We start from the raw sequence: 24,816 nt of genomic DNA on the forward strand, positions 1-24,816 counted from the left end.
GCGTCGACGTGGTCGGCGGGGTCGAATCGTGACGAATCCGCCACGGCTTCCGCGCTGGATCTACCTCCCCGCGGCGGCGGGCGCGATATTCGTCGTGCTGCCCCTGGTGGCGATGGTGGCAAAGGTCGACTGGCCACAGTTCGGTTCGCTGATCTCGAGCGCGTCGTCTACCGCGGCGTTGAAGCTCAGTCTGGAGACCTCGCTGGCCAGCACCGTGCTGTGCGTGGTGTTCGGGGTCCCGCTCGCGCTGGTACTGGCCCGCACCGACGGGCCCGTCGCCCGGATCGTGCGGCCGTTGATCCTGCTCCCGCTGGTGCTGCCGCCGGTGGTCGGCGGTATCGCGCTGTTGTACGCCTTCGGCCGGCTCGGGCTGGTCGGCAGATATCTGGAGAGCGCGGGCATACAGATCGCCTTCACCACGGTGGCGGTCGTACTGGCGCAGACCTTCGTGTCGCTGCCCTTCCTGGTCATCTCACTGGAAGGGGCGGCCCGCACCGCCGGAGCCGATTACGAGGTCGTGGCGGCGACGCTGGGGGCATCGCCGGCCACGGTGTGGTGGCGGGTGACCCTGCCGCTGTTGGGCCCGGGATTGATCTCGGGAGCGGTGCTGGCCTTCGCGCGATCCCTCGGCGAGTTCGGCGCCACACTGACCTTCGCGGGTTCACGCCAGGGCGTCACCCGGACCCTTCCGCTGGAGATCTACCTGCAGCGCGAGAGCGACGCCGATGCGGCTGTGGCGTTGTCGGTGCTGTTGGTCGTGGTGGCCGCGGTGGTGGTTATCGGGCTCGGCAGCCGCCGGCTGCGGGCGGGGGGATGGGCTTGACGTTGCACGTGCGCGCTGTCGTCGAAAACCGCGGTCTGGACCTGGAATTCGGCGTGCCGGCAGGGGAGGTGCTGGCGGTATTGGGCCCCAATGGCGCCGGGAAGTCGACCACGCTGCACGCGATCGCCGGGCTGGTCGGCCTGGATGCCGGGCGCATTCAGGTGGGGGACCGGGTGCTGACCGACCCCGCCGCCGGTGTGCAGGTGCCCACCCATGCCCGCCGGGTCGGCCTGTTGCTGCAGGACTCCCTGCTGTTTCCACATCTGAGCGTGCTGGCCAACGTGGCATTCGGTGCGCGCAGTGGCCGCGGTCTGGGGCACCGCGCCGCGTATGAGAACGCCCACCGGTGGTTGTCCGAGGTCGATGCCAAGGAACTGGCCGACCGGCGTCCACGCCGGCTGTCGGGAGGTCAGGCACAGCGGGTGGCGCTGGCCCGGGCATTGGCTGCCGAGCCCGAGGTGCTGTTGCTCGATGAACCGCTCGCGGGTCTGGACGTGGCCGTGGCGGCATCCATGCGCAAGGTGCTGCGGCGAGTGCTGGCCAGTGATGGCAGGTGCACGGTGCTGATCACCCACGACCTGCTGGACGTACTCACGCTGGCCGATCGGGTGATCGTGGTGGACGGTGGTCGGATCGTCGAAAGTGGTTCTGCTGCCGAGGTGTTGGCAACACCCAAGAGTCACTTCGCGGCCCGGTTCGCCGGCGTGAACCTGATCGGCGGCACGGCTGCCATCGGCGGGGTGGTGGCCACCGCATGGGGGGCGAACTGGCACGGTACGCCGGCGGCCGAGGTGCTGCCCGGGGTGCCGGTGGTGGCGGTGTTTTCTCCGGCATCGGTGTCGGTGTACCGCGACGAGCCGCACGGCAGTCCGCGCAATACGGTCGCGGTGACGGTGGCCGAGCTCGACAGTAGGGGGCCCGGCATCCGGGTGCGGGCCGATGAGCAACCCGATGGCGCGCCCGGCCTGGCCGCCGACATCACCGCGGAGTCGGCCGCCGAGTTGCGGCTGGCACCGGGGGACACGGTGTATTTCTCGGTGAAGGCGCAAGAGGTTGCCGTTCACCCTGCAGGGCACCACCGGTGACTGGCGCACCCGGCGTAACGCGGGCGCGTCCGGGTCCGAATCACGTGTTGAGGGTCCCGGCACCGCAAGTGTCGGGGGTGGGTTGCCAGGTCCGGCGTGGCGCCCGACACACGCGCGTGTCAGCAACTGTGCGTCGTGTCGTTGAGCTGGATGTATCCCATCTGTCGCAATCGCACTTTTGAGCACTCTAAGAGCAACTCACACTTGCGTCACGGCCGTAACACGGTAGTTTCTTCCCCATGGACGAGTCGGATGCGATGTCACATCGGCGCAGAGGTCTGTCGAAGAAGCTGGCGCTGATTGCCATGACCGGCGCGACTGCCGCGGCTGTCGCGCTGCCGGCAGTGGCGTATGCGGATCCCGAGCCGGCACCCCCGGCGCCGGCTCCCGCCCCAGCCGTGCCCGGTGCACCCGCGCCCGCCCCGGCCGCGCCTGCTCCTGCTCCCGGTGCCCCGGCCCCGGCTGCGCCTGTCGATCCCAACGCGCCCGCCCCTGCTCCCGCGCCGGCTCCGGTTCCCGCGGATCCGAACGCGCCTCCTGCTCCCGCTCCCGCGCCGGCAGACCCGAATGCTCCGGCCGCTGCTCCCGCTGCTCCCGCTCCGGAGCCCGGCCGGGTGGACAACGCCGCGGGCGGGTTCAGCTACGTGGTGCCCGGTGGTTGGAAGGTGTCCGACGCGACCCAGTTGTCTTACGGGCAGGCGTTGTTGACCAAGATTCCGCCGGAGGGCACGCCCGAGCCGCCGAACGACACCAGCGTTCTACTGGGGCGCCTGGACCTGAAGCTGTTCGCAGGGGCCGAGGCCGACAACGCCAAGGCGGCCGTCCGGCTCGCCTCGGACATGGGTGAGTTCTTCATGCCGTTCCCCGGGACCCGGGTGAACCAGGAGACCGTGCCGCTCGACGCCAACGGGCTCAGCGGCGTGGCCTCGTACTACGAGGTGAAGTTCACCGACACCAACAAGCCCAACGGCCAGATCTGGGCCGGTGTGGTCGGAGCGCCGCCTGCCCCGGGAACCCCGCGCGGGCAGCGCGCACCGGAACGCTGGTTCGTGGTCTGGCTGGGTTCGGCCAGCCATCCGGTGGACAAGGCCGCCGCCGCGACGCTGGCGAACTCGATCCGGCCGTGGACGCCGCCGGCTCCGCCCGCGGGCGATCCCAATGCGGCACCGCCGCCGGCCGACCCGAACGCCCCGCCTGCCCGGCCGGGTGTCGGGGTGCCGGTGCCGGTCACCAATGCTCCGCCGGAGATGCAGCCGCCGGCCTGATAACCGTTCGTTGCTTTCTTGCTGTACGCCGGTCCTTCTCAGGGCCGGCGTACAGCATTTACGGGGTCGGGTGATTTCGTCTGCCTACCTAGGTGTGACCTGCCCGTGCCGTGGGAAACCCATGGGCGAACGCGGATCGTTCCCAAACAGCCAACCGAATCGTTACGTTCGGGAGGTACACCTGGGGTGAGGCTCAGCGAGCCCGCTGGGCATGGCCAGTGACAGGCAGGAGACCTGTAATGGACGTAATGGCGGCTACCGAAATCCTGGCTCGTTCCTCCACGCTGACGAGTGTCGGCTGGATCGGCTACATCATCATCGGCGCGATCGCCGGGTGGATCGCCGGCAAGATCGTCGATGGCGGCGGCCAGGGCATTCTGATGAACATCGTCGTCGGTGTGATCGGCGCGCTCATCGGCGGGTTCCTGCTCAGCTTCTTCCTCAACACGGCCGGCGGCGGGTGGTGGTTCACCCTCTTCACCGCGATCCTCGGATCGGTGATCCTGCTCTGGCTCGTCGGACTGGTGCGCAACCGCAGCTGACCGGAGCGGGTGATGGCCTCCGGAACCGCCGGGAGCATGACGGCCTGGCAGGTCGCCACCCCGGGGCCGGTGAGTTCGCATCCGCTGCAGCGGGTCAGTGTTCGCACCCCGCAGCCCGGGCCTGACGAACTGCTCGTCAAGGTCCTGGCTTGCGGGGTGTGCCGCACCGATCTGCATGTGGCAGAAGGCGACCTGGCCGTACACCGGCCACGGGTGATCCCCGGGCATGAGGTGGTCGGCGAGGTGGTCGCGGTCGGTGCCGACGCCGGCGGCGGGTTCGCGCCAGGTGATCGCGTCGGCGTGGCCTGGCTGCGGCATACCTGCGGGCGGTGCGCATATTGCCTGCGAGGACGTGAGAACCTCTGCCCGTCCTCGCTCTATACGGGCTGGGATGCCGACGGCGGCTATGCCGAATTCACCACGGTCCCGGCGGCATTCGCGCTCCGATTGCCCGCCGGTTACTCCGACGTCGAACTGGCTCCGCTGTTGTGCGCGGGGATCATCGGCTATCGGGCGTTGTTGCGCACCGACCTGCCGCCGGGCGGGCGGCTGGGACTCTATGGCTTCGGCGGCAGCGCGCACCTGACGGCTCAGGTGGCATTGGCGCAGGGGGCCCGTGTACACGTGATGACCCGGGGCGAGCGCGCCCGAGAACTCGCGCTGGCACTGGGTGCCTCGTCCGTACAGGGCAGCGCCGACATGCCGCCCGAGCCACTGGACGCCGCGATCCTGTTCGCCCCGGTGGGGGATCTGGTGCTGCCCGCGATGGAGGCACTGGACCGCGGCGGCGTGCTGGCAATCGCGGGAATCCACCTCAGCGACATCCCCACCTTGAACTACCAACGGCATCTGTTCCAGGAACGCGAGATGCGCTCGGTCACCGCCAACACCCGCGCCGACGCCCGCGATTTCCTGGCGTTCGCCGGGGAACACCGGATGGCGGTCAGCACTCCGGTCTACGGCCTGGACCGCGCCGATCAGGCGCTGGCCGATCTGAGCGCCGGTCGCATCGCTGGTGCGGCGGTGCTCCAGCTGTAGCCGAACCCTGGTCAGAGCGCCGCGAGGGCAGCGCCCAATCTGCCGTCCAGGTCCCCGTGCCCGAAGGCGTACATCGGCCCGAGCCCGTCATTGAGAACCCGGTTCAGGCGGGCCACGCCGCGCGCGCTCACCGGCAGCGGTGAATGCAGCCGCAGGGTGATCGCGTCGATCGTCGCTTCCGCTGCGGCAATGTTCTTCCGGTGCAATGGGATTCGTGAGGACCACAGCACAGTGTCGGTTGCGGCCTCGCGCACACAGCGGCGCAGCACGCGGGCGATGGCATCCCGTTCGGAAGTCGACGTCAGCCGGGCCGCGCGGGCGGCGATGGCACTGCCGGCGGGAGTCGGTGCGCCGACAGCCAGCATGGCGTCCAGGCGGCCCGACCGGATCCGCGCGGTCAGGCGGGCCCGGATCGACGGGCGGCAGGGGACAGGTGCACGGCGGACTGTGGTCGCTGGTGTCGCAGAAATTCGATTGTCGTTCATGGCGATACCTCGTATTTTTCCCGTATACCCAGGCCGTAGATCGTGACTATCTATGACCGTACGCTGGTCATGAATGACTAGTCAAACCAATTTAGTGGTCACGGCGGTACGCTGGAGTGATGACGACGACGTGGGCCGGTGACTCCGAGACCAAACCCGCGCCCGAACCGCTGGCCCGGATTCAGGCTCTGGTCAACACCATCGAGTTGCCTGCCGGAACCGACCGTCTCGCGGACCCCGACGATGCGGCGCCCTGGCTGGCGGCCAACGGATTGCTCGCCGCCGGTGCGCGCCCGACGGCGGCCGAACTGGACCTGATTCGCCGGGTGCGCGAAGCGTTGCGTGCGCTGCTGATCCACAACACCGGCGGCCCACCGCCGCGGGCCGAACACCTTGCCGTACTGCAGGCGCTCACTGATGTATGTACCGCGCGGGTCGAGCTGGCCTCCGATGGGCAGGTGCGGTTGGCGGCCACCGGCGAGGGTGTGGACGAGCGGCTGCTCGAGCTGCTGCTGGTGATGCGCGACGCGCAGCGGGACGGCACCTGGGCGCGGCTCAAGGCGTGTGCGAACGACGAGTGCACATGGGCGTTCTACGACCGGTCCCGCAACCACGGCGGCACGTGGTGCGTGATGTCCGAGTGTGGGAACAAGTTGAAGAACCGGGAGTTCCGGGCGCGTCGCCGTGCCGGAGGCGCGAGTTAGAACCTGTGCCGGAGGCGCGAATTAGAACTCGTGCCGGGGCGCGAATTAGAACTCGTGCCGGGGCACGAATTAGAACTCGTGCCGGAGGCGCGAATCAGGTCGACAGGTGCCAGACGAGGGCGGCGGCCAGTGCGCCGACCCCGTTGAGTGACCAGTGCAGGGCGATCGGGGCGATCAGGCTGCCGCTGCGTTTGCGCAGCCAGGTGAACACGAAGCCGGCGACGCCGGTGGCCACGACGGCCAGCACCACACCGGCGACCATGCCGAAGATGCCGCCGCCGAACAGTCGGGTGAAGCCGACATTCTCACTCGTCAAACCCAGCGAACTGGCGATGTGCCACAGGCCGAACAGCAATGACCCCGCTGCCGCGACACCGCGAAAACCCCAGGCCCGGTTCAGGGCCCCGTGCAGCACGCCGCGGAACGCCAACTCCTCGGGGATCACCGTCTGGAGCGGGATGATGACCATCGACGCCAGCAGTGCGCCCGAGATGGTGGCGTAGTTGTCGTTCATGAACATCGGACGGGTCCACGGCAACATCATCCCGATCGCGATCACCGAGACGACCAGCGCCACCGCCGCGAGCGCGTAACCGGCGCCGGAGCGCCAGTGTTCGCGGCCCAGTCCCAGTTCGGCCCAGCCCAGGCCGCGGGCCCGCACCAGGATCAGCAGGCCCACAGCCGCCGCCGGAACGGTGGCGATGCTGGCCCAGGGGGTGGTGAAGTGCGCGATCAGGTTGGTGACCGTCAGGATGACGATGACGATCCCGATGTCGGCGTAGATCCGGAAATGGTGCAATGCCGAGAGCTGGGCCACCAGCGGATGGGGATGCGCGGCGACGGCGCTCTGCTCAGACATAACTCGCCAATCGTACCGGCGTGGCGCAATTACCCAGGTCACACCGGGTTGATCACACCGGGGTCCAGGTCCAGTTGGAGATCGCCGGATCGTCCTCGCCGTGTTCCCGGGTGTAGTGGCGGGCGGCCAACCGGGCGTCGACCATCTCCTGGCGCAGCCCGGCGGCACGGGTTCCCAGCCCCTCGACCCGGTCGATCACGTCCATGACCAGATGGAAGCGGTCCAGGTCGTTGAGCATCACCATGTCGAACGGCGTCGTCGTCGTGCCTCGCTCCTTGAAGCCCCTGACATGCAGCTGATCGTGGTTGGTGTGCCGGTAGGTCAACCGGTGGATGAGCCACGGGTAGCCGTGGTAGGCGAAGATGATCGGTTTGTCGGTGGTGAAGATCGAGTCGAATTCTCGATCGGACAACCCGTGCGGATGTTCGGACTCCGGTTGCAGCCGCATGATGTCGACCACGTTGACGACCCGGACCAACAGGTCGGGAAGCTTGCGGCGCAGGATGTCGGCGGCGGCCAGGGTCTCCAGCGTCGGGATGTCGCCCGCGCACGCCAGCACCACGTCGGGTTCACCCGTCGTCGTGCTCGCCCATTCCCAGATCCCCAGCCCGCGGGTGCAGTGCGAGACCGCCTCGTCCATCGTCAGATACGTCAAGGCCGGTTGCTTGCCCGCCACGATGACATTGACGTACTGACGGCTGCGCAGGCAGTGGTCGGCCACCGACAGCAGGGTGTTGGCGTCCGGCGGCAGGTAGACGCGCACCACCTCGGGCCGCTTGTTGGCGACGTGGTCGATGAAGCCGGGATCCTGATGCGACGCGCCATTGTGGTCCTGGCGCCACACGTGAGAGGTCAGCAGATAGTTCAGCGACGCGATCGGGCGGCGCCAGGTCAGGTGGGAACTGCTGAACAACCACTTGGCGTGCTGGTTGAACATCGAGTCGACGACGTGGATGAAGGCCTCGTAGCAGCTGAAGAATCCGTGCCTGCCCGTCAGCAGATAACCCTCGAGCCAGCCCTGGCACAGATGCTCGGAGAGGACTTCCATCACCCGGCCGTCGGGGGCCAGGTTCTCGTCGACCGGCAGGGTCTCGGCCTGCCAGGCCTTGTCGGTCTTCTCGAACACCGCGGCCAGGCGGTTCGAGGCGGTCTCGTCCGGGCCCATCAGCCGGAAGCGGTCCGGATTGTCGGCGATGACATCCCGCAGGAACGTGCCGAGCACCCGGGTGGCTTCCGCGGTCCCGGTGCCGGGACTCTCGACGGTGACCGCGTAGTCGGTGAAGTCCGGCAGGTCGAGGTCACGCAGCAGCAACCCGCCATTGGCATGCGGGTTGGCGCTCATCCGCCGGGTGCCGGCGGGTGCCAGCGCGCGCAGGTCGGGCCGCAGCGCCCCGGTGGCGTCGAACAGTTCCTCGGGCCGGTAGCTGCGCAGCCACTCTTCGAGCTGCGCCATGTGCGACGGGTTGGTCCGGGTCTCGGACAGCGGCACCTGGTGGGCCCGCCAAGTGCCCTCGACGAGTTTTCCGTCGACCTCGTGCGGTCCGGTCCAGCCCTTGGGTGTGCGCAGGATGATCATCGGCCACAGCGGACGGCCCGGTTCGCCGTCGAGGCGGGCCGCGCGCTGGATCGCCGCGATCTGGTCGAACGCCTCGTCCATGGCAGCGGCTAGTTGCTGGTGCACGTTGTCCGGGTCGTCACCGTCGACGGTGATGGGCCGATAGCCGTAGCCGTAGAACAGGGATTCGAGTTCCTCGGCCGGAATGCGGGCCAGCACTGTGGGATTGGCGATCTTGTAGCCGTTGAGGTGCAGGATCGGCAGCACCGCACCGTCGACGACGGGGTTGAGGAACTTGTTCGAATGCCAGCTGGCGGCCAGCGGGCCGGTCTCGGCCTCGCCGTCGCCGACGACGCAGGCCACCACGAGATCCGGATTGTCGAACGCGGCGCCGTAGGCGTGCACCAGTGCGTACCCGAGTTCGCCGCCCTCGTGGATGGAGCCGGGTGTCTCGGCGGCCACGTGGCTGGGAATCCCGCCGGGAAACGAGAACTGGCGGAACAGTTTCCGCAGGCCGTCGGTATCCTGCCCGATTCCGGTGTAGACCTCGCTGTAGGTGCCCTCCAGATAGGCGTTGGCCACCAGGCCAGGACCGCCGTGGCCGGGCCCGGTCACGTAGATGACGTTCGCGTCGCGCTCGCGGATGATCCGGTTGAGGTGCGCGTACAGCAGGTTCAGCCCCGGGGTGGTACCCCAGTGACCCAGCAGCCGCGGTTTGACGTGCTCCGCGGCCAGCGGCTCATGGAGCAACGGATTGTCCAATAGATAGATCTGGCCGACGGACAGATAGTTGGCCGCCCGCCAGTAGGCGTTGAGCTGCTCGAGTTCCGTGTCGGTCAGTGCCGCTGAGAGGGTCGCGTCGCTCATGTTCTCCATAGTGGCCGGTGTCGGTGAATGGCGCCCGCGATCCGGGTACCCGAATTCGTACCGGTCAACCAACGCCACGCGAAATACCCCCGCTGCACGCGGTCCGATGTGCTGCTCACAGCCGTAGGACATGTGCAGATCCGAGCCCATCATCGATCGCGTTCCCGCCTGCGCAGCAGACGAATCCGAGGTCGATGGGGCGTTCGCTGCGGTCCGCGCGGCATTACCGGCTGGCGGGGGTGCCGCCGGCCGAGCGTGCCGCGGTACACACCGGCACCATGGGGATCAGCGGCTACCAGCTGGACATGGGCGCGCCGTTCGGCGGCGTGAAATCCAGTGGCATGGGGCGCGAATCGGGGCCCGAGGGATTGGCCGCCTACCAGATCCTCAGGTCCGTCTACCGCGTCGGCTAGGTTCGTGGGCATGACCCTGCCCAGGACTCTCGACCCGCGGACCCCGGTACTGGTGGGCTACGGCCAGGTCAACCAGCGCGAGGAGAAGCCGGACGTCGAGCCGGTCGATCTGATGGTGGCGGCGGCGCGGGCCGCCGCCGACCCGCGGGTTCTGGAAGCGGTCGACTCGGTACGGATCGTCAATCTGCTGTCCTGGCACTACCGCGATCCGGGTCTGCTGTTGGCCCAGCGCATCAGGGCCGGCCAGGCCGCGACGCGCTACACCGGGGTGGGCGGCAACGTGCCGCAGACACTGGTGAACGAGGCCTGCCTGGATCTGCAGGGTGGCCGGGCCGAGGTGGTGCTGATCGCCGGTGCCGAGACGTGGCGTACCCGCAGTCGGCTGCGCCGGGCCGGGGCCAAACCGGACTGGACGAGCCAGGACGAATCCGTGCCGGAGGCCCCGGGTGCGCATGACGGTGTGCCGATGGCCGGTGAGGCCGAGATCCGGATCAAGCTGGACCGCCCGGCCTATGTGTACCCGATGTTCGAGCAGGCGCTGCGGATCGCGGCAGGCAAGACCAGCGACGAACATCGCAGGCGGATCGGCGAGTTGTGGTCACGGTTCAGTGCCGTGGCGGCGGGCAATCCGCACGCCTGGAGCCGCGAAGCCGTGCCCGCCGAGCAGATCTGGCAGCCGGGGCCGGACAACCGGATGATCAGCTGGCCCTACACCAAGTTGATGAACTCCAACAACATGGTGGACCAGGGTGCGGTGCTGATCCTGACCACCGTCGAGAAGGCCACGTATCTTCAGATTCCCACCGACCGTTGGGTCTTCCCGTATGCCGGGACGGACTCGCACGACACGTACGCGATCGGGGAGCGGGCCGAGTTCTACCGGTCGCCGGCGATCCGGATCGCCGGGCGCCGGGTCCTTGAGTTGGCCGGTGTGGGCGCCGACGAGGTCGACTTCGTCGATGTGTACTCCTGCTTCCCGTCGGCGGTCCAGGTGGCCGCGGCCGAAATCGGTCTGCCCCTGGCCGATCCGTCGCGTCCGCTGACCGTCACCGGAGGGTTGACGTTCGCTGGCGGGCCGTGGAACAACTACGTGTCTCACTCGATCGCCACCATGGCCGAGCGGCTCGCGGCCAGTCCGGGGACCAAGGGCCTGATCACCGCCAACGGCGGCTACCTCACCAAGCACAGTTTCGGCGTGTACAGCACCGAGCCGCCGCCACACGAATTCCGTTGGCAGGATGTGCAACCCGAGGTCGATGCCGAGCCGACGCGGCTGCTGCAGGTGGAATACACGGGCACCGGCACCGTGGAATCCTGGACCACGCCGGTCGGTCGCGACGGCACCGCGGAACGGGCGTTCCTGGCGGTGCGCACCCCGGAGGACGGACGCACACTGGCCCGGATCGTCGACGAGTCACAGGCCGCGGCCACCATGACCGAAGACATCGCCGGGGCGAAGGTGCAGGTGCACGCCGACGGCAGCGCGACCCTGCTCTGAGCCCTGGGTCGGGTCAAAAGCTCAGCGCGCGGCCGGCTCTCGCTGCGCCAGTGCGAGGACCTCGTCGGTCGTCGGCGGGCTGGGCGGATGGTTGGACAGGCACCACGGCGTCTGGATCTTGTGGAAGGCGTTGCCTTCCAACGCCACATAGAACTGGCCGGATCGCAGCTTGCTGATGTCGGGTACGTGGCCGCCCTTCACCCGGGCCATCTCCCGAGCCACGGCGATCTGCGCGGGGGAGTTCAGCAGACCGTAGAACTGCGTCGTGGCGTTGCCCGGGATGTGGTTGTGCAGACCGCGTGGAGACTGCGTGGCGAACACCAGTCCCAGCCCGTACTTTCGCGCCTGCGAGGACAGCGCCAGGGTGCTGTGTGTGGAGGCGGTCGTGTGACTGGACGGCGCGAAGTTCTGCGCCTCGTCCATCACCAGCAGCCCACCCAGCGGCCGGTCCCCGGCCGGGTTGCGCTTGATCCAGGCGAACAGGGCCATCTGCAGCTGGTTGACGAACCCTTCGCGCTGTTGATCGCTGGTCAGACCGACCATGCTGATCACCGATACCCGGGCCCGGTGGCCCGGTGACGGCGTCAACAGCGTCCCCGGATCGGCAGCCGTCCCGGAGCCACCGAACAGCGGATCGTTGACGGTCGCGGCCCGAAGGTTCTGGGCCAGTTCGGTGGCCAGTTTGTGCGCCCCGCTCAGTGCACTGACCTCTGGGGGCAGATTGCCGAGCAGGTCGATGAAGCCGCCCAGGGACACTGAGTGGCTCGCACCGTAGAACCGCAGCGCCTCGCGCAGCACCGCGCGAGAGCGCTCGGCCTTGGCGGTGTTGCCGGCGATCAGGGCGCGGGGTTCCAGTGCGGCGACGGCGGATTCGACGGCGTCGGAGAACTCGTCGGCGTCATCGATGACGCTGGCGAAGTCGGGGAGCGGCTGGAAGGACAGCGGGCGGCCGGTCGACCGGCCCGGTGTCCACACCACGACCTCGGCGTTGTCGAAGTACGCGTCGGCGCGTTCGTCGTCGGCCGGGTTCCATCCCGGCGGAGTGTCGGGCCAGCGGGCGCCCAACCGGGACAGGTCGTTGTTGGGGTCCAGCACGATCGACGACACACCGCGCAGCGCGCACTCCTCGACCAGGCGGCGGATCAGCACGGTCTTGCCCGATCCGGAGCCGGCGAAGATCGCGGTGTGCTTGCGCAGCGCGGCCAGATCGACCGAAACCGGGCGCCCGCCGGGGCTGTCCAGGCCCAGGGTGACGGCGGTGGGCGAATGCTCGATCACCGGTGCGGGCGGCGCTACCCGGATCGGTCCGGTCGCGAGTTCGGCCTCCACATCGATCTGGGCCGGTGGCGGCGGATCGCCCGCGATGTCCCCGAGTGCGGATCGCAGCCAGCCGATCCCGTGGGCGGGGCGGCGCCGGCGCAGCCACTCGGGCAGATCGGGGTGATTGTCGTCGATCAGATCGCGCAGCGCCGTCATGGTGCGCACGTCGTCCTCGTTCATCGGTAACACCCGGCCGCCGGCCGCCTCGAACTCGGCGATCACCACCGCGGTTTTCGCGCCCTTCGGCCACGCGGTGTTGCGCAGCAGGAACAGCCTGCGCCGGTCAGGGTTGAAACCTGTTGCTTCCCAGGCTTTCCGAATCCTGTTCTGCACCGCCACGGCATTGCCGGATGAGATGGCGCGGAATGCCCAGTGCCGCTCGTCGTCGGTGGCGGCGTCGAGCGTCTGGCGAAGCCGCCCGTGCAGCACCACCCGCTGGCCCGGCAGCGGATCGGGGCGAAACGCCTGCCCGGCCTCGCCGAGCTCGGTGATCCACGCATCCAATGCAGCCGACAACAGGCCGGGCATCGTGGTGTCCTCGCCGTCGGGGTCGAGCGCGGCGACGGTCACCGCGCGGCGCCGGTAGTCGGCGAAGCGGCGGTCCAGCTCGCCGGTGTCGCCGGCGGCGGCGCCGCCCCCAGCGGGTTCGTGTGGTTCGGCCACCTCACCGGTGAGTTGGGACAGCTCTTCGATCGTGTCGCGGTCCAGGCAGCGGCGGACATGGGTGTCGGCCCGCTTGAGCAGCTGTCGCGGCGTGTACTGGGTGGCCTCGTCGAACGCCGAGGGCAGGATCGGCCAACTCGGGTACGGCGCGGTGAATCCGATCGACGCATAGCTCGCGGTGAACCGCCGTTCCAGGATGGCGCGGCCGACCTCCGGCGTCGGCAGGCCCTGCAGCAGGGCCGTGGTCCGGAACCGGTCCTGCACCGTGGCGGTGGCCCGGTCCTGGATCGCCTCCCAGGCTGCGGGAAGGCAGGCCACCACACCTACCGTGCGCCGCATGGTCTGGCGGATCGACATCAGCCCGTGCGCGATGTGTTCGAGGTCGCGGTTGCCCGGAGCCTGGGCAGTTCCGCTGGGATCGGTGTCCGTGCGATCGACGGACTGGGCCAGCAGCGTGTCGATCTGGTCGAGGGCCAGAACCGACGGCCCGGCCAGGGCGATCAGCCGGGAGATGTCGCGTACCGATTCCTGCGGGGTGAGCACCGGTGCGGGCAGCCCCCAGGCCTCCCGTTCGCCGCTGCCGGTCAGGAACGCCTCGCCGACGTCCTGCAGCTCGAGGTCCCCGGCACCCAGCAGCACCAGGGCGCGCAAGGTGTGGTGCGCGCGTTTGACGGTGTGGCGGTGGACCTTGTGCAGCGAGTTGACGAAATCGTTGAGGATCTCGGGAGTCAGGTCGTCGTCGCCGATCACGGCGCGACGACTGGCCCGGGAGATGTGGGCCACCGAGGACAGTTCCCAGAGCAGATCTTTGAGTTGGGTTTCGCGCTCGCTGCCCGGCCGGCCCAGACTTTCCAGGATGCCCGCGCGGGCGGACTGCCAGAAACTGGCCGCGTCGAGAAGTTCGACGAGGAAGAAGAAACCGCCGCCGGTCTGCACCTGTTCGCGCACCTGACCGAGCAGGTGGGTCTTGCCGGATCCCGCCGGGCCGCGGACCACCACGCCCAGCGGGCTGGAGTCGGTTTCCCGTTCGGCATCGCCGAAGGCGGCCATCACATCGGCCATCGGCCGGTCGTGCAGCCCGCGCACGTGCAGCGCGCCCTGCGAGTGCCACAGGTCGTCGGCGGTGGGCGCCCAGGTCAGGCGGAGCGCGCTGAGCGCTTCGCGGTGCTGTAACTCCATCAGGACTCGATCGCGATCAGGTGTTTGTCCTGGTTGCCTATCTCCACCGCGGCTTCGCGGTCTGCGGGGGTGAGCACCTTCTGGTTCTCCTCGGGGATCAGGCTGACGCCGGGTTGCTGATAGAGGCTGATCAGGGCGGCGTCGACAGTGGGGCGGGGCAGCCCGGGGACGGCCTGACGCAGCCGCAGCAGGCTCACCCAGCCTCCGGGCCGGGCAGTCAGCCCGGCATAGGCGGTGCGCAGCTGGATTTCGGGACCGGTTTCGGGAACCGGCGCGGACGGCTGGGCGGGCACGTCGGCGGGCAGGAACACGTCGGCGGGAACGAGGTCGGCGTGTTCGAAATAGCGGTGCAGCGCACCCAGCAGCGTGTACAGGGCCTTGCCCTGTCCGGTTGACCGGGGTGGCGCGTCGGCTTCGAACAGGGATCGGCACAGCGCCCACCCGGTGTCGGTCAGTTCGTGGACGAGGGGCCGGGTGCCGGTGGACTCGATCAGGCCCAACCGGTTGAGCCGGTCGCGCTTCGGTTTGTCGAGTTTGGGCCCGAGCCGCTCCAGCTCGGCGTTGGGCACCGGGCGTGACTCGGCCATCAGTACCAGCAGGACTGCCTGCTCGGTGCCGGACAGCTCGTCGGGTGCGACATTCACCGGATGCTCACCTTCCTGCTGTCGTGGGTGCGGCACGCGGGCGCCGATGCCGGCACGTGTCTCAAGCACGTTAGCGCGTACTCCCGACCGCGCGAGAATGTTGTTGCGCCGCACGGTTTTCGCGCATGCGGCAGGCGCAGTGCCCCCAGCTACCCGGTCGACAGCGGCTGCGCCGGGTCGGCGATACGTTGCGGATCGACGGGCTCGGCCGACCGGATCAGTGCCTTGACGTCGTCAAGGACATCCCACACGTTGACATTCATCCCCGCCAGAACCCGGTTCTCGGCGTCGAGCCAGAATGCCACGAACTCGCGCCCAGCAACGTCGCCGCGGAAAACCACTCGCTGATATCGGGGCGCATGGCCGACATATTCCATGCCGAGGTCGTACTGATCGGTGAAGAAATAGGGCAGTTCGTCGTACTCCGCGCTTTTGCCCAGCATCCCCGCGGCCGCCACCGCGGGCTGTTTGAGCGCGTTGGCCCAGTGCTCGGTGCGGATTCGCACTCCGAAGAAAGGATGTTGTGCGGCGGCGATGTCGCCGACGGCGAAGATGTCGGGATCGCTGCTGCGTAATGATGCGTCGACGAGCACTCCGCCGTCCGCGATGGCCAACCCGGCCCGTTCGGCCAGTCCGATGTTCGGTGCCGCGCCGACGGCGATCAGCACCGCGTCGGCGGTGACGGTGGAGCCGTCGCCGAGTCGCAGACCGGTGGCGGTGCCGTTGTCGGTGGTGACCTCCTTCACCGACTGGTCCAGCCGCAGATCGACCCCATGCTCGCGGTGCAGTTGCGCGAACACCTCACCCACCTCGGCGCCGAGGGCGGCCAGCAGCGGCAGGTGTGCGGACTCGACGACCGAGACATTCACGTCGCGGCCGCGCGCGCCCGCGGCGACCTCCAGTCCGATCCATCCGGCGCCCACGACGGCCAGCGTCGAACCCGGGGTCAGCGCAGCGCTCAGGGCCGCCGCATCGTCGATCGTGCGGAGATAGTGGACGCCGGCGGCGTCCGATCCCGGGATCGGTGGCCTGCGTGACGAGGACCCGGTGGCCAGCAGCAGCTTGTCGTAACCGACGGTGGTGCCGTCGGGCAGCGCGAGCGTGTGCTCGGCGGCATTGACCGCGGTGACCTCGGTCCCCAACCTCAGCTCGACGTTGTGGTCGCGGTACCAGGCCGCCGGATCGACGGTGAAGTCGTCGAGCTTCTTCTTTCCGGCCAGGTATTCCTTGGACAGCGGTGGACGCTCGTAGGGGAGCTGGTCTTCGGCGGCGAACAGCACGACATGACCGTCAAAGTCGTTGTCCCGCAGAGCTTCAGCGGCCTTGGCGCCGGCCAGGCCGCCGCCGACGATCGCGAATGTGGACGACGTTGTCATGCCAACTCAGCCTACTCGCCCGTTACCAACTGCTTCAGTTTTCGGGCGTTGTGTACCGCATGACCACCGAGATCGTTGTTGAAATACACGACGACGCGGTGGCCGTCGCGGTCCCACTGCAGGATCTGCTGCGCCCACCTGCGCAGCTCGTCATCCGAATAGGAACCGGCGTACATCCCGTCGTCACCCGGACCGTGCATTCGCACATAGACCAGGTCACCGGTGACCACCGGGCGGCAGGTCAGCCCGGGGCCGCTCATCACGACATACGCCGCGCCGAAACGCTGCAACAGCGCATCCACCGCAGGGTCGTGCCAGGAGGGGTGGCGCAGCTCCATCGCCACCCGGATCTGGCGGGGGAGTCGGGACAGGAAACCGGTGAGCAGTGCGTCGTCGCGCTCCAGGGCGGGGTGAGGCTGGACCAGCAGAGCCTCGTTGTGCGCGCCCAGTAACCGCCAGTAGCGCTCGAACCGCGGCGTCCAACTCTCCGGTGACCGTAGCCGCCGGTAGTGGGTCAGGCCACGAGGCGCCTTGACCGACATGGTGAAACCGCTCGGCATCTGCCGGCGCCACCCGGTGAACGTGGTCTCAGCGGGCCAGCGGTAGAAGCTGCCATTGAGTTCCACGGTGCCGAACTCGCCGGCGTAGTGGGCCAGCCGGGATTTCGCCGGTGTGCCCCGTGGATACAGCACGTCGGTCCAATGGTCGTACGACCAACCCGAGGTGCCGATCCTGATCATGTGCCATCGCTAGGGGACGTCTGTGTAGTGCAGGGTGTAACCCTCGGCGGAGAAGGTGAAACCTCGGCCGGTCAGCTCCCGAACACACGAGACCCCGGACTGTTCCTGGACGTTGCAGCGGAATCCGGCCACCGCCAGCACCTTCCCGAACGGCAGCGCGACGGCGGCCGGTTGCGCGAATTCGGGCTGTGCCAGGTTCGCGAATTGGGCGTCGTTGTCCCGGTCGAGCACAAGGGCATTCGGTGCGGCCGTCCCGCCGCTCGCGTCGGGCACCTCCTCGGGCGCTCCCGCCACCGCCATCGCCGATGTGCCTCCTGCCGGTTGGCAGCCGGCGCGATCGCGGGGCAGGATCGCGCACTGCCACCGACCGCTCGGGGTGCTGAAGTAATAGGCCTTGTGGCCGTTGACCTCGAGCGCGTAGTCGGCGGCGTTGACCAGATGCGCGGTTCCGAACGCCGGTGGCGCCGCGGTGGTGCTCGTGGGCACCGGCGACGCGGCATCGTCGGTATTGACGACGGTTCCCGACGCGCATCCGGAAAGCGCGGACGCGGCGGCTCCTAAGATCGCACACCTGACGAGACAAGCCTTCACGACGCAGACCCTAGTCAATCGCCGCGGCCGCCCGGACGGTAGCGTCGAATTTCCGTGACACCTGATGCCCGCCCCGCGGCCGCCCGGCTCACCACGGCGTTGCTCGCCGCCGGGGTGGTGGCCGGATTGTTGATCTCGACGGTTTCGCTCACCCTGGCGTTCACCCGCCCCGGTTTCGACATGGCTCGGCATGCCAATTCCATGCTGGTTCTTGGGGATTGGGGCTGGGTGCAGACGGCGAACTTCATCGTGTGCGGGCTGTTGCTGATGGCCTTCGGGGTCGGGATCTGGCGTGTGGTCTCGGGTGCGCTGTCCGGCCGGGTCGCGGCGGTGTGTGTGACGCTCTACGGGCTGCTGGCCGGTGTGGTGGTGGGTCTCAATCCGACCGACCCCGGGTTCGGGTTTCCGCCGGGAGCGCCGCAGGGCTATCCCGGGGTGGCGGAGCTGAGTACCTCGGCGAAGATCCACGGCGTGGCCGGCGGGCTCGGCTTCCTGGCCGCGACCTGCGGATGCTTCGCGCTGGCAAGGTATTTCGCCCGCACGGAGGACCGGCCCTGGATGGCGGTGTCGGCGGCGGTCGGCGTCGCGGTGTTGTCGGTGGGCGTCTATCTGGGCCTCAACGCCGGCGCAGAGACGGCGACGTTCAACTACGTGCCGACATGGATCAGTGGTGCGGCGTTGTGGTTTTTCGTCGCGGCCGTGGCGGCACGGCTGTTGCACTCACAGCGCGACGCACACGTCGGCGCCCAGTAGCAGTACCGGCCACAGCAGCGTCACTTGTCCGAAGGCCACCAGATCGGCGCCGGCCGGGAACTTGGTCAGCAGGCTCGATTCGATGAGCTGCACCTGTTCGGGATGGAAGAACGTCCAGACCAGTCCGATCATGAGGTAGGGCAGGGCCAGCCACATCAGCGTCTCGAGCACCTGCTCGACGCTGGCCTTGTGGCCCAACATGCGGCGGATCCGGTGCATCAGATCAGGGCCTTGTCGGCCGACACGCGGCGGCGGACGTCGGCGAGCAGCAGGTAGCTGCCACCCTGGCGGACGAACACCGGCAGGAAGCGGTTGCCGAATGCCACCGCCAGGAACAGCCATTCGAACAGCCGCTGCCGGCCACGGCCCCAGCCGAAGCCGACGGCGTCGCGGAACACCGGGGCAAGGAAACCGGTGGTCAGGAATTTCAGCAGTGGCCGAAACGGGATCCGTAGCAGCGGATTGATCATCCGCAGGTCGACCAGGTCGTGCAGGTACCGTCTGACCACCTCGTCGATCCGCACCTGGCTGCACGCGGTGTCCCAGTACGTGTCGAATTCGGTCCGCGTCGCGGGCCACTGCTCGGGGCTGACCTGCAACGTGGTGCCCAGCGTGGCGGCGGATTGGTAGAACTGCTCGGCCTGGGCGTCCGTCATCTCACCCCGCAGCAGCTGGTAGACATCTTCCAGCCCGACGAACAGGCAGGCGGCCACCCACAGCTGCAGGTCACGGTCAAAGGCGTTGTACTGCACGGGACTTGCGGGCCCGGATCGGACCTGCCGGTGAGCGGCGTCCACGGCGTCGCGGAACGCCGCCCGATCCTCGGGCTTTCCGAGGATCGCCACCGCCAGATAGCTCAGTGTGGTGCGGGCCCGCTTCCACGGATGCTTGAGCAGGTTGCCGGAATCGACGGTGCTCTCCACGACCCCGTAGCCCACACCCGGCGAGGACAGCTGCATGATCACGTTGGCCGCGCCGGCGGCGAAGCCCCACAGATCCATCGCATCGGCGATGGTCACGTCCTCGTCGGACCAGCGAGCTGTGCGTCGGGTGATCGAGATGCGGTTGGCTCCAGTGGTGTCGCCGAGAGACATACGCCGGCTCCTCTCAGCTCATGCACACGTTGGTGAACAGCAGGACCGGCCAGGAGACGATGGAGCCCAGAAAGGACACCACGGCGTCGGCCCCGTCCATTCCGGCCAGATGGCTGGTGTGGGTGAGCGACCAGACCAGGCCGATGAGCAGGTAGGGGACCGCGAGGATGACGGCGGTGCCGATCCACTCGGCGATGGTCATCTGGAAACCGAGGATCTTACGTACTGCGGTCAACATGTGAGCGGGCCCCCGTCGTTGTCAGGCACGCTCTATGTTAATGGTGATTCTCCGCGCTCGCGGCGGAAATTACTTGGGCGGCAGGCCCTTGGCGTAGTCGATGCCGCGGGCGACCCAGGACTGGAGCTGCCGCCGGGTCTTGATGCCGGGGCCGGCGATCCGCAGCCAGCCGCGCATCTCGCGGCCGCCCATCACCATCGGTTCGACGTGATCGCGGCGCAGCAGGTTCTCGCCGTCGTCTCGCGAGACCCGCACCATCAGGCCGCCTTCGCGGGTCGCCGCGACCGCCATGTTGCCGTTGATCAGAAAGGCCAGCCCGCCGAACATGCGTCTCTCGTCGAGACCCGTCTCGGTTGCCGTCAACTCGCGGATGCGATCGGCCAGGTCCGGGTCGAAGGCCATCTCAGTCGAGGTCGATGCGGAGAGTGAGCAGATCGCTACCCATGGCCCGGACCACCGCACTGTTGAGCGTCGGCAGCTCCTTGAGCCGCGCGACCGGGTCGTCGTCGGGCAGCAGGTGCGCCGTCCCGGTCCGCCAGTGGCCGTTGATCCGGAGCCGCACAGCAGGATTGGCCTTGATGTTGAGCACGTAGTGGGACCGGTCGCCGTGCTCGGAGACCATCCAGAATTGATCGCCGATCACCCGGCCGCCCACGGCGGTGTGCCGTGGTTCGCCGGATTTCCGGCCGACCGTCTCCAGCATGGTGACGGGCAGTTGGCGGCCGACCGGATTGACGATGCGGCGTTGGGCGCCATGGACGATGCGTCGCTTCAGATCACGAAGATCCACCATGGCGCCACCCTACCGAGCGTCAGTCCGAATCCGTCGACTTCAGTTCGGCGCGGAATTCGGCTTCGCGGGCCAGGTGTTGCGGGCGACGCCGCAGCACCAGCCAGGCGATACCGAGTACCAGGAACCACACCGGCGTCACGAGTTCAGCCTGCAGGGTGTCTTCCTTCAGGGCGAACGCCACGATCAGGAAGGCGAAGAAGGTCAGGACGACGTAACACATCACGATGCCGCCGGGCATCTTGAACTTCGACGCCTCGTGCAGTTCCGGCCGGCGTTTCCGGTACACGAGGTAGCTGACCAGGATGATCGTCCAGACGAAGATGAAGCACAGCGACGAGATGGTCGTCACCAACGTGAAGGCCGCCACGATCGAGTCGCCGGCTGCGACCATGACCACACCGGACAGCAGGAACACCCCGGACAGGAACAGCGCGTTGGCCGGCACGCGCCGTGAGGTGAGCCGGCCGAACAGGCGGGGTGCATCACCCTCGGTGGCCAGGCCGTAGACCATCCGGGAGGTCGAGTAGATCCCGGAGTTGGCCGACGACGTCGCCGAGGTCAGCACCACGAAGTTGACCACCGACGCGGCGATTCCCAGGCCCGCCAGGCTGAACATCGCCACGAACGGGCTGAGTTTGGGATCGATCTCGCGCCACGGCGTGACCGCGATGATGATGGTCAGGGCGGCGACGTAGAAGAGCATGACGCGCACGGGGATCGAGTTGATCGCCTTCGGCAGGTTGCGCTCCGGGTCCTTGGCCTCGGCGGCAGTGGTACCCACCAGTTCGATGCCGACGAACGCGAAGGTCGCGATCTGGAAACCGGCCACGAATCCCATTGGGCCGGTGGGGAAGAAGCCGCCGTCGTTCCACAGGTTGGCGAAGGAGGCCTGGGCGCCGGTGGGAGCTTGGAAACTGGTGAAGATCATGACGAGGCCGATGATGATCAGCGTCACGATCGCGACGATCTTGATCAGGGCGAACCAGAACTCGGTCTCGCCGAAGGCCCGCACGGTCGGCAGATTCAGCCCGATCAGCACCACGACCGTCGCGAGCGCCGGTATCCACAGGGGAAGGTCCGGCCACCAGAAGGCCACGTACCCGGCGATCACCACCACGTCGGCGACGCCCGTGACGATCCAGCAGAACCAGTAGGTCCAGCCGGTGAAGAACCCCGCCCACGGGCCGAGCAGGTCGGCGGCGAAATCGGCGAAGGACTTGTAATGCAGGTTGGACAGCAGCAGCTCGCCCATGGCCCGCATCACGAAGAACAGCATGAAGCCGATGATCATGTAGACGAACAGCACCGACGGGCCGGCCAGCGAGATGGTCTTGCCGGACCCCATGAACAGGCCCGTGCCGATGGCGCCGCCGATCGCGATCAGCTGGATGTGCCGGTTGGAGAGCTGGCGGGAGAGGTGCTGTGGCTCGCCGGACGATGCGGGCGATTCCGCTGAATCAGCGGACAGATCACTGGATTGGGACATAGCAACCTAAGGATCTCAGGCCCCATGGGGAGCGCGGACTGCGGGCGCCTCCCCGCTCTGTCGTTTTGAACCTGAGAGTTTTCACGAACCGCCGCTACCGGCGCTTCACCTGCCCCTTCGGTGAGCCGGTCCTGGACTGGCCGACTGCTTTCCAGAGGTGCCTAGTCGCGGCGATACGGGGGCCTGAGAGATTCCTGGGGAGGATTTGCTCCTGCGGCGCCCGCCGGCTGGATGGGGCGGGACTCTCCCGCCGCGACTCAACGGCGTCTTGAGTTGTGAGCCACCCCGAACCCGGAGTGTGCCGCGCGTCACGTTAGCAGCCGAGTGCGGATCGCGCACCCCCATGGGGACCGCGCGTCATCCGCGCGTCACCCACGCACGCCGAGCGACCGTGTCTGTACGGTGACCCGCCGTCACCTGCGTACATTCACGGTCGCTCGCGCGGTGTTTTTCCTTACGCGGCTGCTGTCGCCTGCTCGGCGGCCGGTTCCAGCGCCGCCACGACGATGTCGGCCACGTCGGTCATCGGCTTGACCTCCAGTGCGTCGAGCACCTCGGCCGGCACATCGTCCAGGTCGGGCTCGTTGCGCGCCGGGATGAACACCGTCTTCAGCCCCGCCCGCTGCGCGGCGAGCAGCTTCTGCTTCACGCCGCCGATGGGCAGCACCCGGCCGTTCAGCGTGACCTCGCCGGTCATGCCGACATCGCCGCGCACCTGCCGCCCGGTGGCCATCGACACCAGTGCCGTCACCATCGTGACGCCGGCCGACGGCCCGTCCTTGGGCACCGCGCCCGCGGGGACGTGCACGTGGATCTGACGGTCCAGCGCCTTCGGGTCGACGCCCAACTGGTCGGCGTGGGCCCGCACGTAGGACAGCGCGATCTGCGCCGACTCCTTCATGACGTCGCCCAGTTGACCGGTCAGCTTCAGCCCAGGCTCGCCCTCGTTCGAGTTCACCTCGATGAAGAGCACGTCACCGCCCAGGCCTGTGACGGCCAGGCCGGTCGCCACACCCGGCACCGCGGTGCGCTCGTCGGACTCCGGCGTGAAGCGTGGACGACCCAGGTACTCAACGAGATCCGGCTCGTCAACGACGACGTTGACGATTCCGCCTTCGTCCAGTTTCGTGGTCACCTTGCGCAGCGCCTTGGCCAGCAACCGCTCGAACTGACGAACACCCGGCTCGCGGGTGTAGTCCGCGGCGATCTTGCGCAACGCCGCATCCGTCACCGTCACCTCGGCGTCGGTCAGTGCCGCCCGTTCGGACTGCCGTGGCAGCAGGTAGTCCCGAGCGATCGCGACCTTGTCGTCCTCGGTGTAGCCGTCGATCTGCACCAGCTCCATCCGGTCCAGCAACGCCGAGGGGATGTTCTCGATGACGTTGGCCGTCGCCAGGAACACCACGTCGGACAGGTCCAGATCCAGGTCGAGGTAGTGATCGCGGAACGTGTGGTTCTGCGCCGGGTCCAGCACCTCCAGCAGCGCGGCCGACGGGTCGCCCCGGTAGTCCGAGCCCACCTTGTCGATCTCGTCCAGCAGCACAACGGGATTCATCGAACCCGCCTCGCCGATGGCCCGCACGATGCGGCCCGGCAGCGCGCCGACGTAGGTACGCCGGTGGCCGCGGATCTCGGCCTCGTCGCGCACACCGCCCAGGGCGACGCGCACGAACTTGCGGCCCAGTGCCCGGGCCACGGACTCACCCAGCGAGGTCTTGCCGACCCCGGGCGGACCTGCCAGCACCATCACGGCGCCCGAGCCGCGGCCACCGACGACGGCCATGCCGCGCTGGGCACGACGGGCCCGCACGGCCAGGTACTCGACGATTCGGTCCTTGACGTCGTCCAGACCGTGGTGATCGGCGTCCAAGATCTCGCGGGCACCCTTGAGGTCGGTGGAGTCCTCGGTCCGCTCGTTCCACGGCAGATCCAGGACGGTGTCCAGCCAGGTACGGATCCAGCCGCCCTCGGGGCTCTGCTCGCTGGAGCGTTCCAGCTTGCCGACCTCGCGCAACGCGGCCTCGCGGACCTTGTCCGGCAGATCGGCGGCCTCGACCCGGGCCCGGTAGTCGTCAGACCCCTCGGGCTCGCCTTCGCCCAGTTCCTTGCGGATGGCGTTCAACTGCTGGCGCAGCAGGAATTCCTTCTGCTGCTTGTCCATCCCGGCCCGGACATCCTCGGCGATCTTGTCGTTGACCTCGACCTCGGCCAGGTGCTCGCCGGTCCAGGCGATGAGGACACGCAGTCGTTCGGCCGCATCCTCGGTCTCCAGGAGCTGACGCTTCTGCACGTCGGTCAGGTAAGAGGCGTAGCCGGCCGTGTCGGCCAGCGCGGACGGGTCGGTGATCTTGTTGACCACGTCGACGATCTGCCAGGCCTCGCGCCGCTGCAGCATGGCCAGCAGCAACTTCTTGTATTCGGCGGCCAGCGCCTTGGTCTCGTCGGTCACCGCTTCGGGCTCGCCGGCTTCCTCCACCTCGACCCACAAAGCCGCACCCGGTCCGGTGGTTCCGGAACCGATGTGGGCACGGTGTTCACCGCGGACAACGGCGGCTTCGGCACCTCCGGGCATGCGCCCGACCTGCACGATCGACGCGATCACGCCGTGGGTGGGGTAGCGGTCGTCCAGACGCGGGGCGATCAGCAGCTTGCCGGATTCGCTGGCCTGGGCGGCGTCGACGGCCGCGCGGGCAGCATCGTCGAGTTCGACGGGCACCACCATTCCGGGCAGGACGATCGGTTCGCTCAGGAACAAGACGGGCACTGCGTTTGGTTGGGACATCAAACCTCCAAAGTTCAGTCTGA

At 68.2% G+C, this 24,816-nt stretch carries 23 protein-coding genes, 1 pseudogene and 1 riboswitch; of the genes and pseudogenes, 9 read left to right on the forward strand and 15 right to left on the reverse strand.

Annotation, left to right across the window (positions count from 1 at the left end; translation table 11 throughout):
- The first annotated feature begins 28 nt into the window (after positions 1 to 28).
- The 5 genes from ACNQVK_RS19135 to ACNQVK_RS19155 all read left to right on the forward strand — a co-directional run bounded on the left by ACNQVK_RS19135 (position 29) and on the right by ACNQVK_RS19155 (position 4,753).
- Entirely contained in the window at positions 29 to 823 is a 795-nt protein-coding gene (locus tag ACNQVK_RS19135) for an ABC transporter permease (RefSeq protein ID WP_418030747.1), read from the forward strand.
- Positions 814 to 1,908, forward strand: coding sequence for a sulfate/molybdate ABC transporter ATP-binding protein (locus tag ACNQVK_RS19140; RefSeq protein ID WP_418030748.1), 1,095 nt, complete (start codon positions 814 to 816; stop codon positions 1,906 to 1,908). The genes ACNQVK_RS19135 and ACNQVK_RS19140 overlap by 10 nt, the downstream gene beginning before the upstream one ends.
- Positions 1,909 to 2,147: 239 nt before the next feature.
- Positions 2,148 to 3,173 (forward strand): APA family fibronectin-binding glycoprotein, encoded by a 1,026-nt coding sequence (locus tag ACNQVK_RS19145; protein WP_418030749.1) that lies wholly within the window; start codon positions 2,148 to 2,150, stop codon positions 3,171 to 3,173.
- A 239-nt stretch (positions 3,174 to 3,412) separates the two neighbouring features.
- A complete protein-coding gene (locus ACNQVK_RS19150; protein WP_418030750.1) occupies positions 3,413 to 3,715 on the forward strand; it encodes a GlsB/YeaQ/YmgE family stress response membrane protein in 303 nt (100 codons plus the stop codon).
- Between the two features lie 12 nt (positions 3,716 to 3,727).
- Positions 3,728 to 4,753 carry a zinc-binding alcohol dehydrogenase family protein gene (locus ACNQVK_RS19155; protein ID WP_418030751.1) on the forward strand — a complete coding sequence of 342 codons (1,026 nt, stop codon included), beginning with the start codon at positions 3,728 to 3,730 and terminating at the stop codon, positions 4,751 to 4,753.
- 11 nt (positions 4,754 to 4,764) lie between these two features.
- Here the strand turns inward: ACNQVK_RS19155 and ACNQVK_RS19160 are convergent, their stop codons facing one another.
- Positions 4,765 to 5,238 (reverse strand): hypothetical protein, encoded by a 474-nt coding sequence (locus tag ACNQVK_RS19160; protein ID WP_044518788.1) that lies wholly within the window; start codon positions 5,236 to 5,238, stop codon positions 4,765 to 4,767.
- Between the two features lie 119 nt (positions 5,239 to 5,357).
- Between ACNQVK_RS19160 and ACNQVK_RS19165 the strand changes: the two genes are divergently transcribed.
- On the forward strand, positions 5,358 to 5,942 hold the full coding sequence (locus tag ACNQVK_RS19165; RefSeq protein ID WP_418030752.1) for a CGNR zinc finger domain-containing protein: 585 nt from the start codon (positions 5,358 to 5,360) through the stop codon (positions 5,940 to 5,942).
- Between the two features lie 94 nt (positions 5,943 to 6,036).
- On the opposite strand, the gene ACNQVK_RS19170 is transcribed toward ACNQVK_RS19165, so the two are convergent.
- Both ACNQVK_RS19170 and ACNQVK_RS19175 read right to left on the reverse strand, forming a co-directional pair.
- Positions 6,037 to 6,801, reverse strand: a complete 765-nt coding sequence (locus ACNQVK_RS19170; RefSeq protein WP_418030753.1) for a CPBP family intramembrane glutamic endopeptidase — start codon at positions 6,799 to 6,801, stop codon at positions 6,037 to 6,039.
- A gap of 52 nt (positions 6,802 to 6,853) precedes the next feature.
- Positions 6,854 to 9,223: a phosphoketolase gene (locus ACNQVK_RS19175; protein WP_418030754.1), complete on the reverse strand. Its 2,370-nt coding sequence runs from the start codon at positions 9,221 to 9,223 to the stop codon at positions 6,854 to 6,856.
- Positions 9,224 to 9,483: 260 nt separating this feature from the next.
- On the opposite strand from ACNQVK_RS19175, the pseudogene ACNQVK_RS19180 reads away from it, so the two are divergent.
- Together ACNQVK_RS19180 and ACNQVK_RS19185 are read left to right on the forward strand one after the other, a co-directional pair.
- Positions 9,484 to 9,636: pseudogene (locus ACNQVK_RS19180) on the forward strand (aldehyde dehydrogenase family protein); the annotation flags it as partial.
- A gap of 10 nt (positions 9,637 to 9,646) precedes the next feature.
- Positions 9,647 to 11,134 carry an acetyl-CoA acetyltransferase gene (locus ACNQVK_RS19185; protein WP_418030755.1) on the forward strand — a complete coding sequence of 496 codons (1,488 nt, stop codon included), beginning with the start codon at positions 9,647 to 9,649 and terminating at the stop codon, positions 11,132 to 11,134.
- A gap of 21 nt (positions 11,135 to 11,155) precedes the next feature.
- Here ACNQVK_RS19185 and ACNQVK_RS19190 read toward each other — a convergent pair whose 3' ends face one another.
- The 5 genes from ACNQVK_RS19190 to ACNQVK_RS19210 form a co-directional block, all read right to left on the reverse strand.
- A complete protein-coding gene (locus ACNQVK_RS19190) occupies positions 11,156 to 14,296 on the reverse strand; it encodes a helicase HerA domain-containing protein (protein WP_418030756.1) in 3,141 nt (1,046 codons plus the stop codon).
- Complete coding sequence (locus tag ACNQVK_RS19195; protein WP_418034220.1) at positions 14,296 to 14,940, reverse strand: hypothetical protein; 645 nt, start codon at positions 14,938 to 14,940, stop codon at positions 14,296 to 14,298. The genes ACNQVK_RS19190 and ACNQVK_RS19195 overlap by 1 nt, the downstream gene beginning before the upstream one ends.
- A 149-nt stretch (positions 14,941 to 15,089) precedes the next feature.
- The gene (locus ACNQVK_RS19200; protein WP_418030757.1) at positions 15,090 to 16,316 is read right to left on the reverse strand and encodes an NAD(P)/FAD-dependent oxidoreductase; all 1,227 of its coding nucleotides are present in this window, start codon (positions 16,314 to 16,316) and stop codon (positions 15,090 to 15,092) included.
- An 11-nt stretch (positions 16,317 to 16,327) separates the two neighbouring features.
- On the reverse strand, positions 16,328 to 17,056 hold the full coding sequence (locus ACNQVK_RS19205; RefSeq protein WP_418030758.1) for a DUF72 domain-containing protein: 729 nt from the start codon (positions 17,054 to 17,056) through the stop codon (positions 16,328 to 16,330).
- A 9-nt stretch (positions 17,057 to 17,065) separates the two neighbouring features.
- Positions 17,066 to 17,647: a hypothetical protein gene (locus ACNQVK_RS19210; protein ID WP_418030759.1), complete on the reverse strand. Its 582-nt coding sequence runs from the start codon at positions 17,645 to 17,647 to the stop codon at positions 17,066 to 17,068.
- A 54-nt stretch (positions 17,648 to 17,701) separates the two neighbouring features.
- Here ACNQVK_RS19210 and ACNQVK_RS19215 point away from each other — a divergent pair, with 54 nt between their 5' ends.
- Complete coding sequence (locus tag ACNQVK_RS19215) at positions 17,702 to 18,400, forward strand: DUF998 domain-containing protein (RefSeq protein WP_418030760.1); 699 nt, start codon at positions 17,702 to 17,704, stop codon at positions 18,398 to 18,400.
- On the opposite strand, the gene ACNQVK_RS19220 is transcribed toward ACNQVK_RS19215, so the two are convergent.
- From ACNQVK_RS19220 to lon, 7 genes are all read right to left on the reverse strand, one after another.
- Positions 18,368 to 18,601 carry a hypothetical protein gene (locus tag ACNQVK_RS19220; RefSeq protein WP_418030761.1) on the reverse strand — a complete coding sequence of 78 codons (234 nt, stop codon included), beginning with the start codon at positions 18,599 to 18,601 and terminating at the stop codon, positions 18,368 to 18,370. The genes ACNQVK_RS19215 and ACNQVK_RS19220 overlap by 33 nt on opposite strands.
- A gap of 17 nt (positions 18,602 to 18,618) precedes the next feature.
- Complete coding sequence (locus ACNQVK_RS19225) at positions 18,619 to 19,494, reverse strand: oxygenase MpaB family protein (protein ID WP_418030763.1); 876 nt, start codon at positions 19,492 to 19,494, stop codon at positions 18,619 to 18,621.
- Between the two features lie 13 nt (positions 19,495 to 19,507).
- Positions 19,508 to 19,732, reverse strand: a complete 225-nt coding sequence (locus ACNQVK_RS19230; protein ID WP_090433230.1) for a hypothetical protein — start codon at positions 19,730 to 19,732, stop codon at positions 19,508 to 19,510.
- 69 nt (positions 19,733 to 19,801) lie between these two features.
- Positions 19,802 to 20,134 carry a TfoX/Sxy family protein gene (locus ACNQVK_RS19235; protein ID WP_418030764.1) on the reverse strand — a complete coding sequence of 111 codons (333 nt, stop codon included), beginning with the start codon at positions 20,132 to 20,134 and terminating at the stop codon, positions 19,802 to 19,804.
- Position 20,135: 1 nt separating this feature from the next.
- On the reverse strand, positions 20,136 to 20,525 hold the full coding sequence (locus ACNQVK_RS19240) for a nitroreductase/quinone reductase family protein (protein WP_211154560.1): 390 nt from the start codon (positions 20,523 to 20,525) through the stop codon (positions 20,136 to 20,138).
- 19 nt (positions 20,526 to 20,544) lie between these two features.
- Positions 20,545 to 22,011 carry a D-serine/D-alanine/glycine transporter gene (cycA, locus tag ACNQVK_RS19245; protein WP_418030765.1) on the reverse strand — a complete coding sequence of 489 codons (1,467 nt, stop codon included), beginning with the start codon at positions 22,009 to 22,011 and terminating at the stop codon, positions 20,545 to 20,547.
- 161 nt (positions 22,012 to 22,172) lie between these two features.
- Positions 22,173 to 22,271: riboswitch (glycine riboswitch) on the reverse strand.
- A 194-nt stretch (positions 22,272 to 22,465) separates the two neighbouring features.
- Positions 22,466 to 24,793, reverse strand: a complete 2,328-nt coding sequence (lon, locus tag ACNQVK_RS19250) for an endopeptidase La (RefSeq protein ID WP_418030766.1) — start codon at positions 24,791 to 24,793, stop codon at positions 22,466 to 22,468.
- Between the last annotated feature and the right edge of the window lie 23 nt (positions 24,794 to 24,816).

This window comes from Mycobacterium sp. 134, assembly GCF_048282715.1.
Classification (GTDB): domain Bacteria; phylum Actinomycetota; class Actinomycetes; order Mycobacteriales; family Mycobacteriaceae; genus Mycobacterium; species Mycobacterium septicum.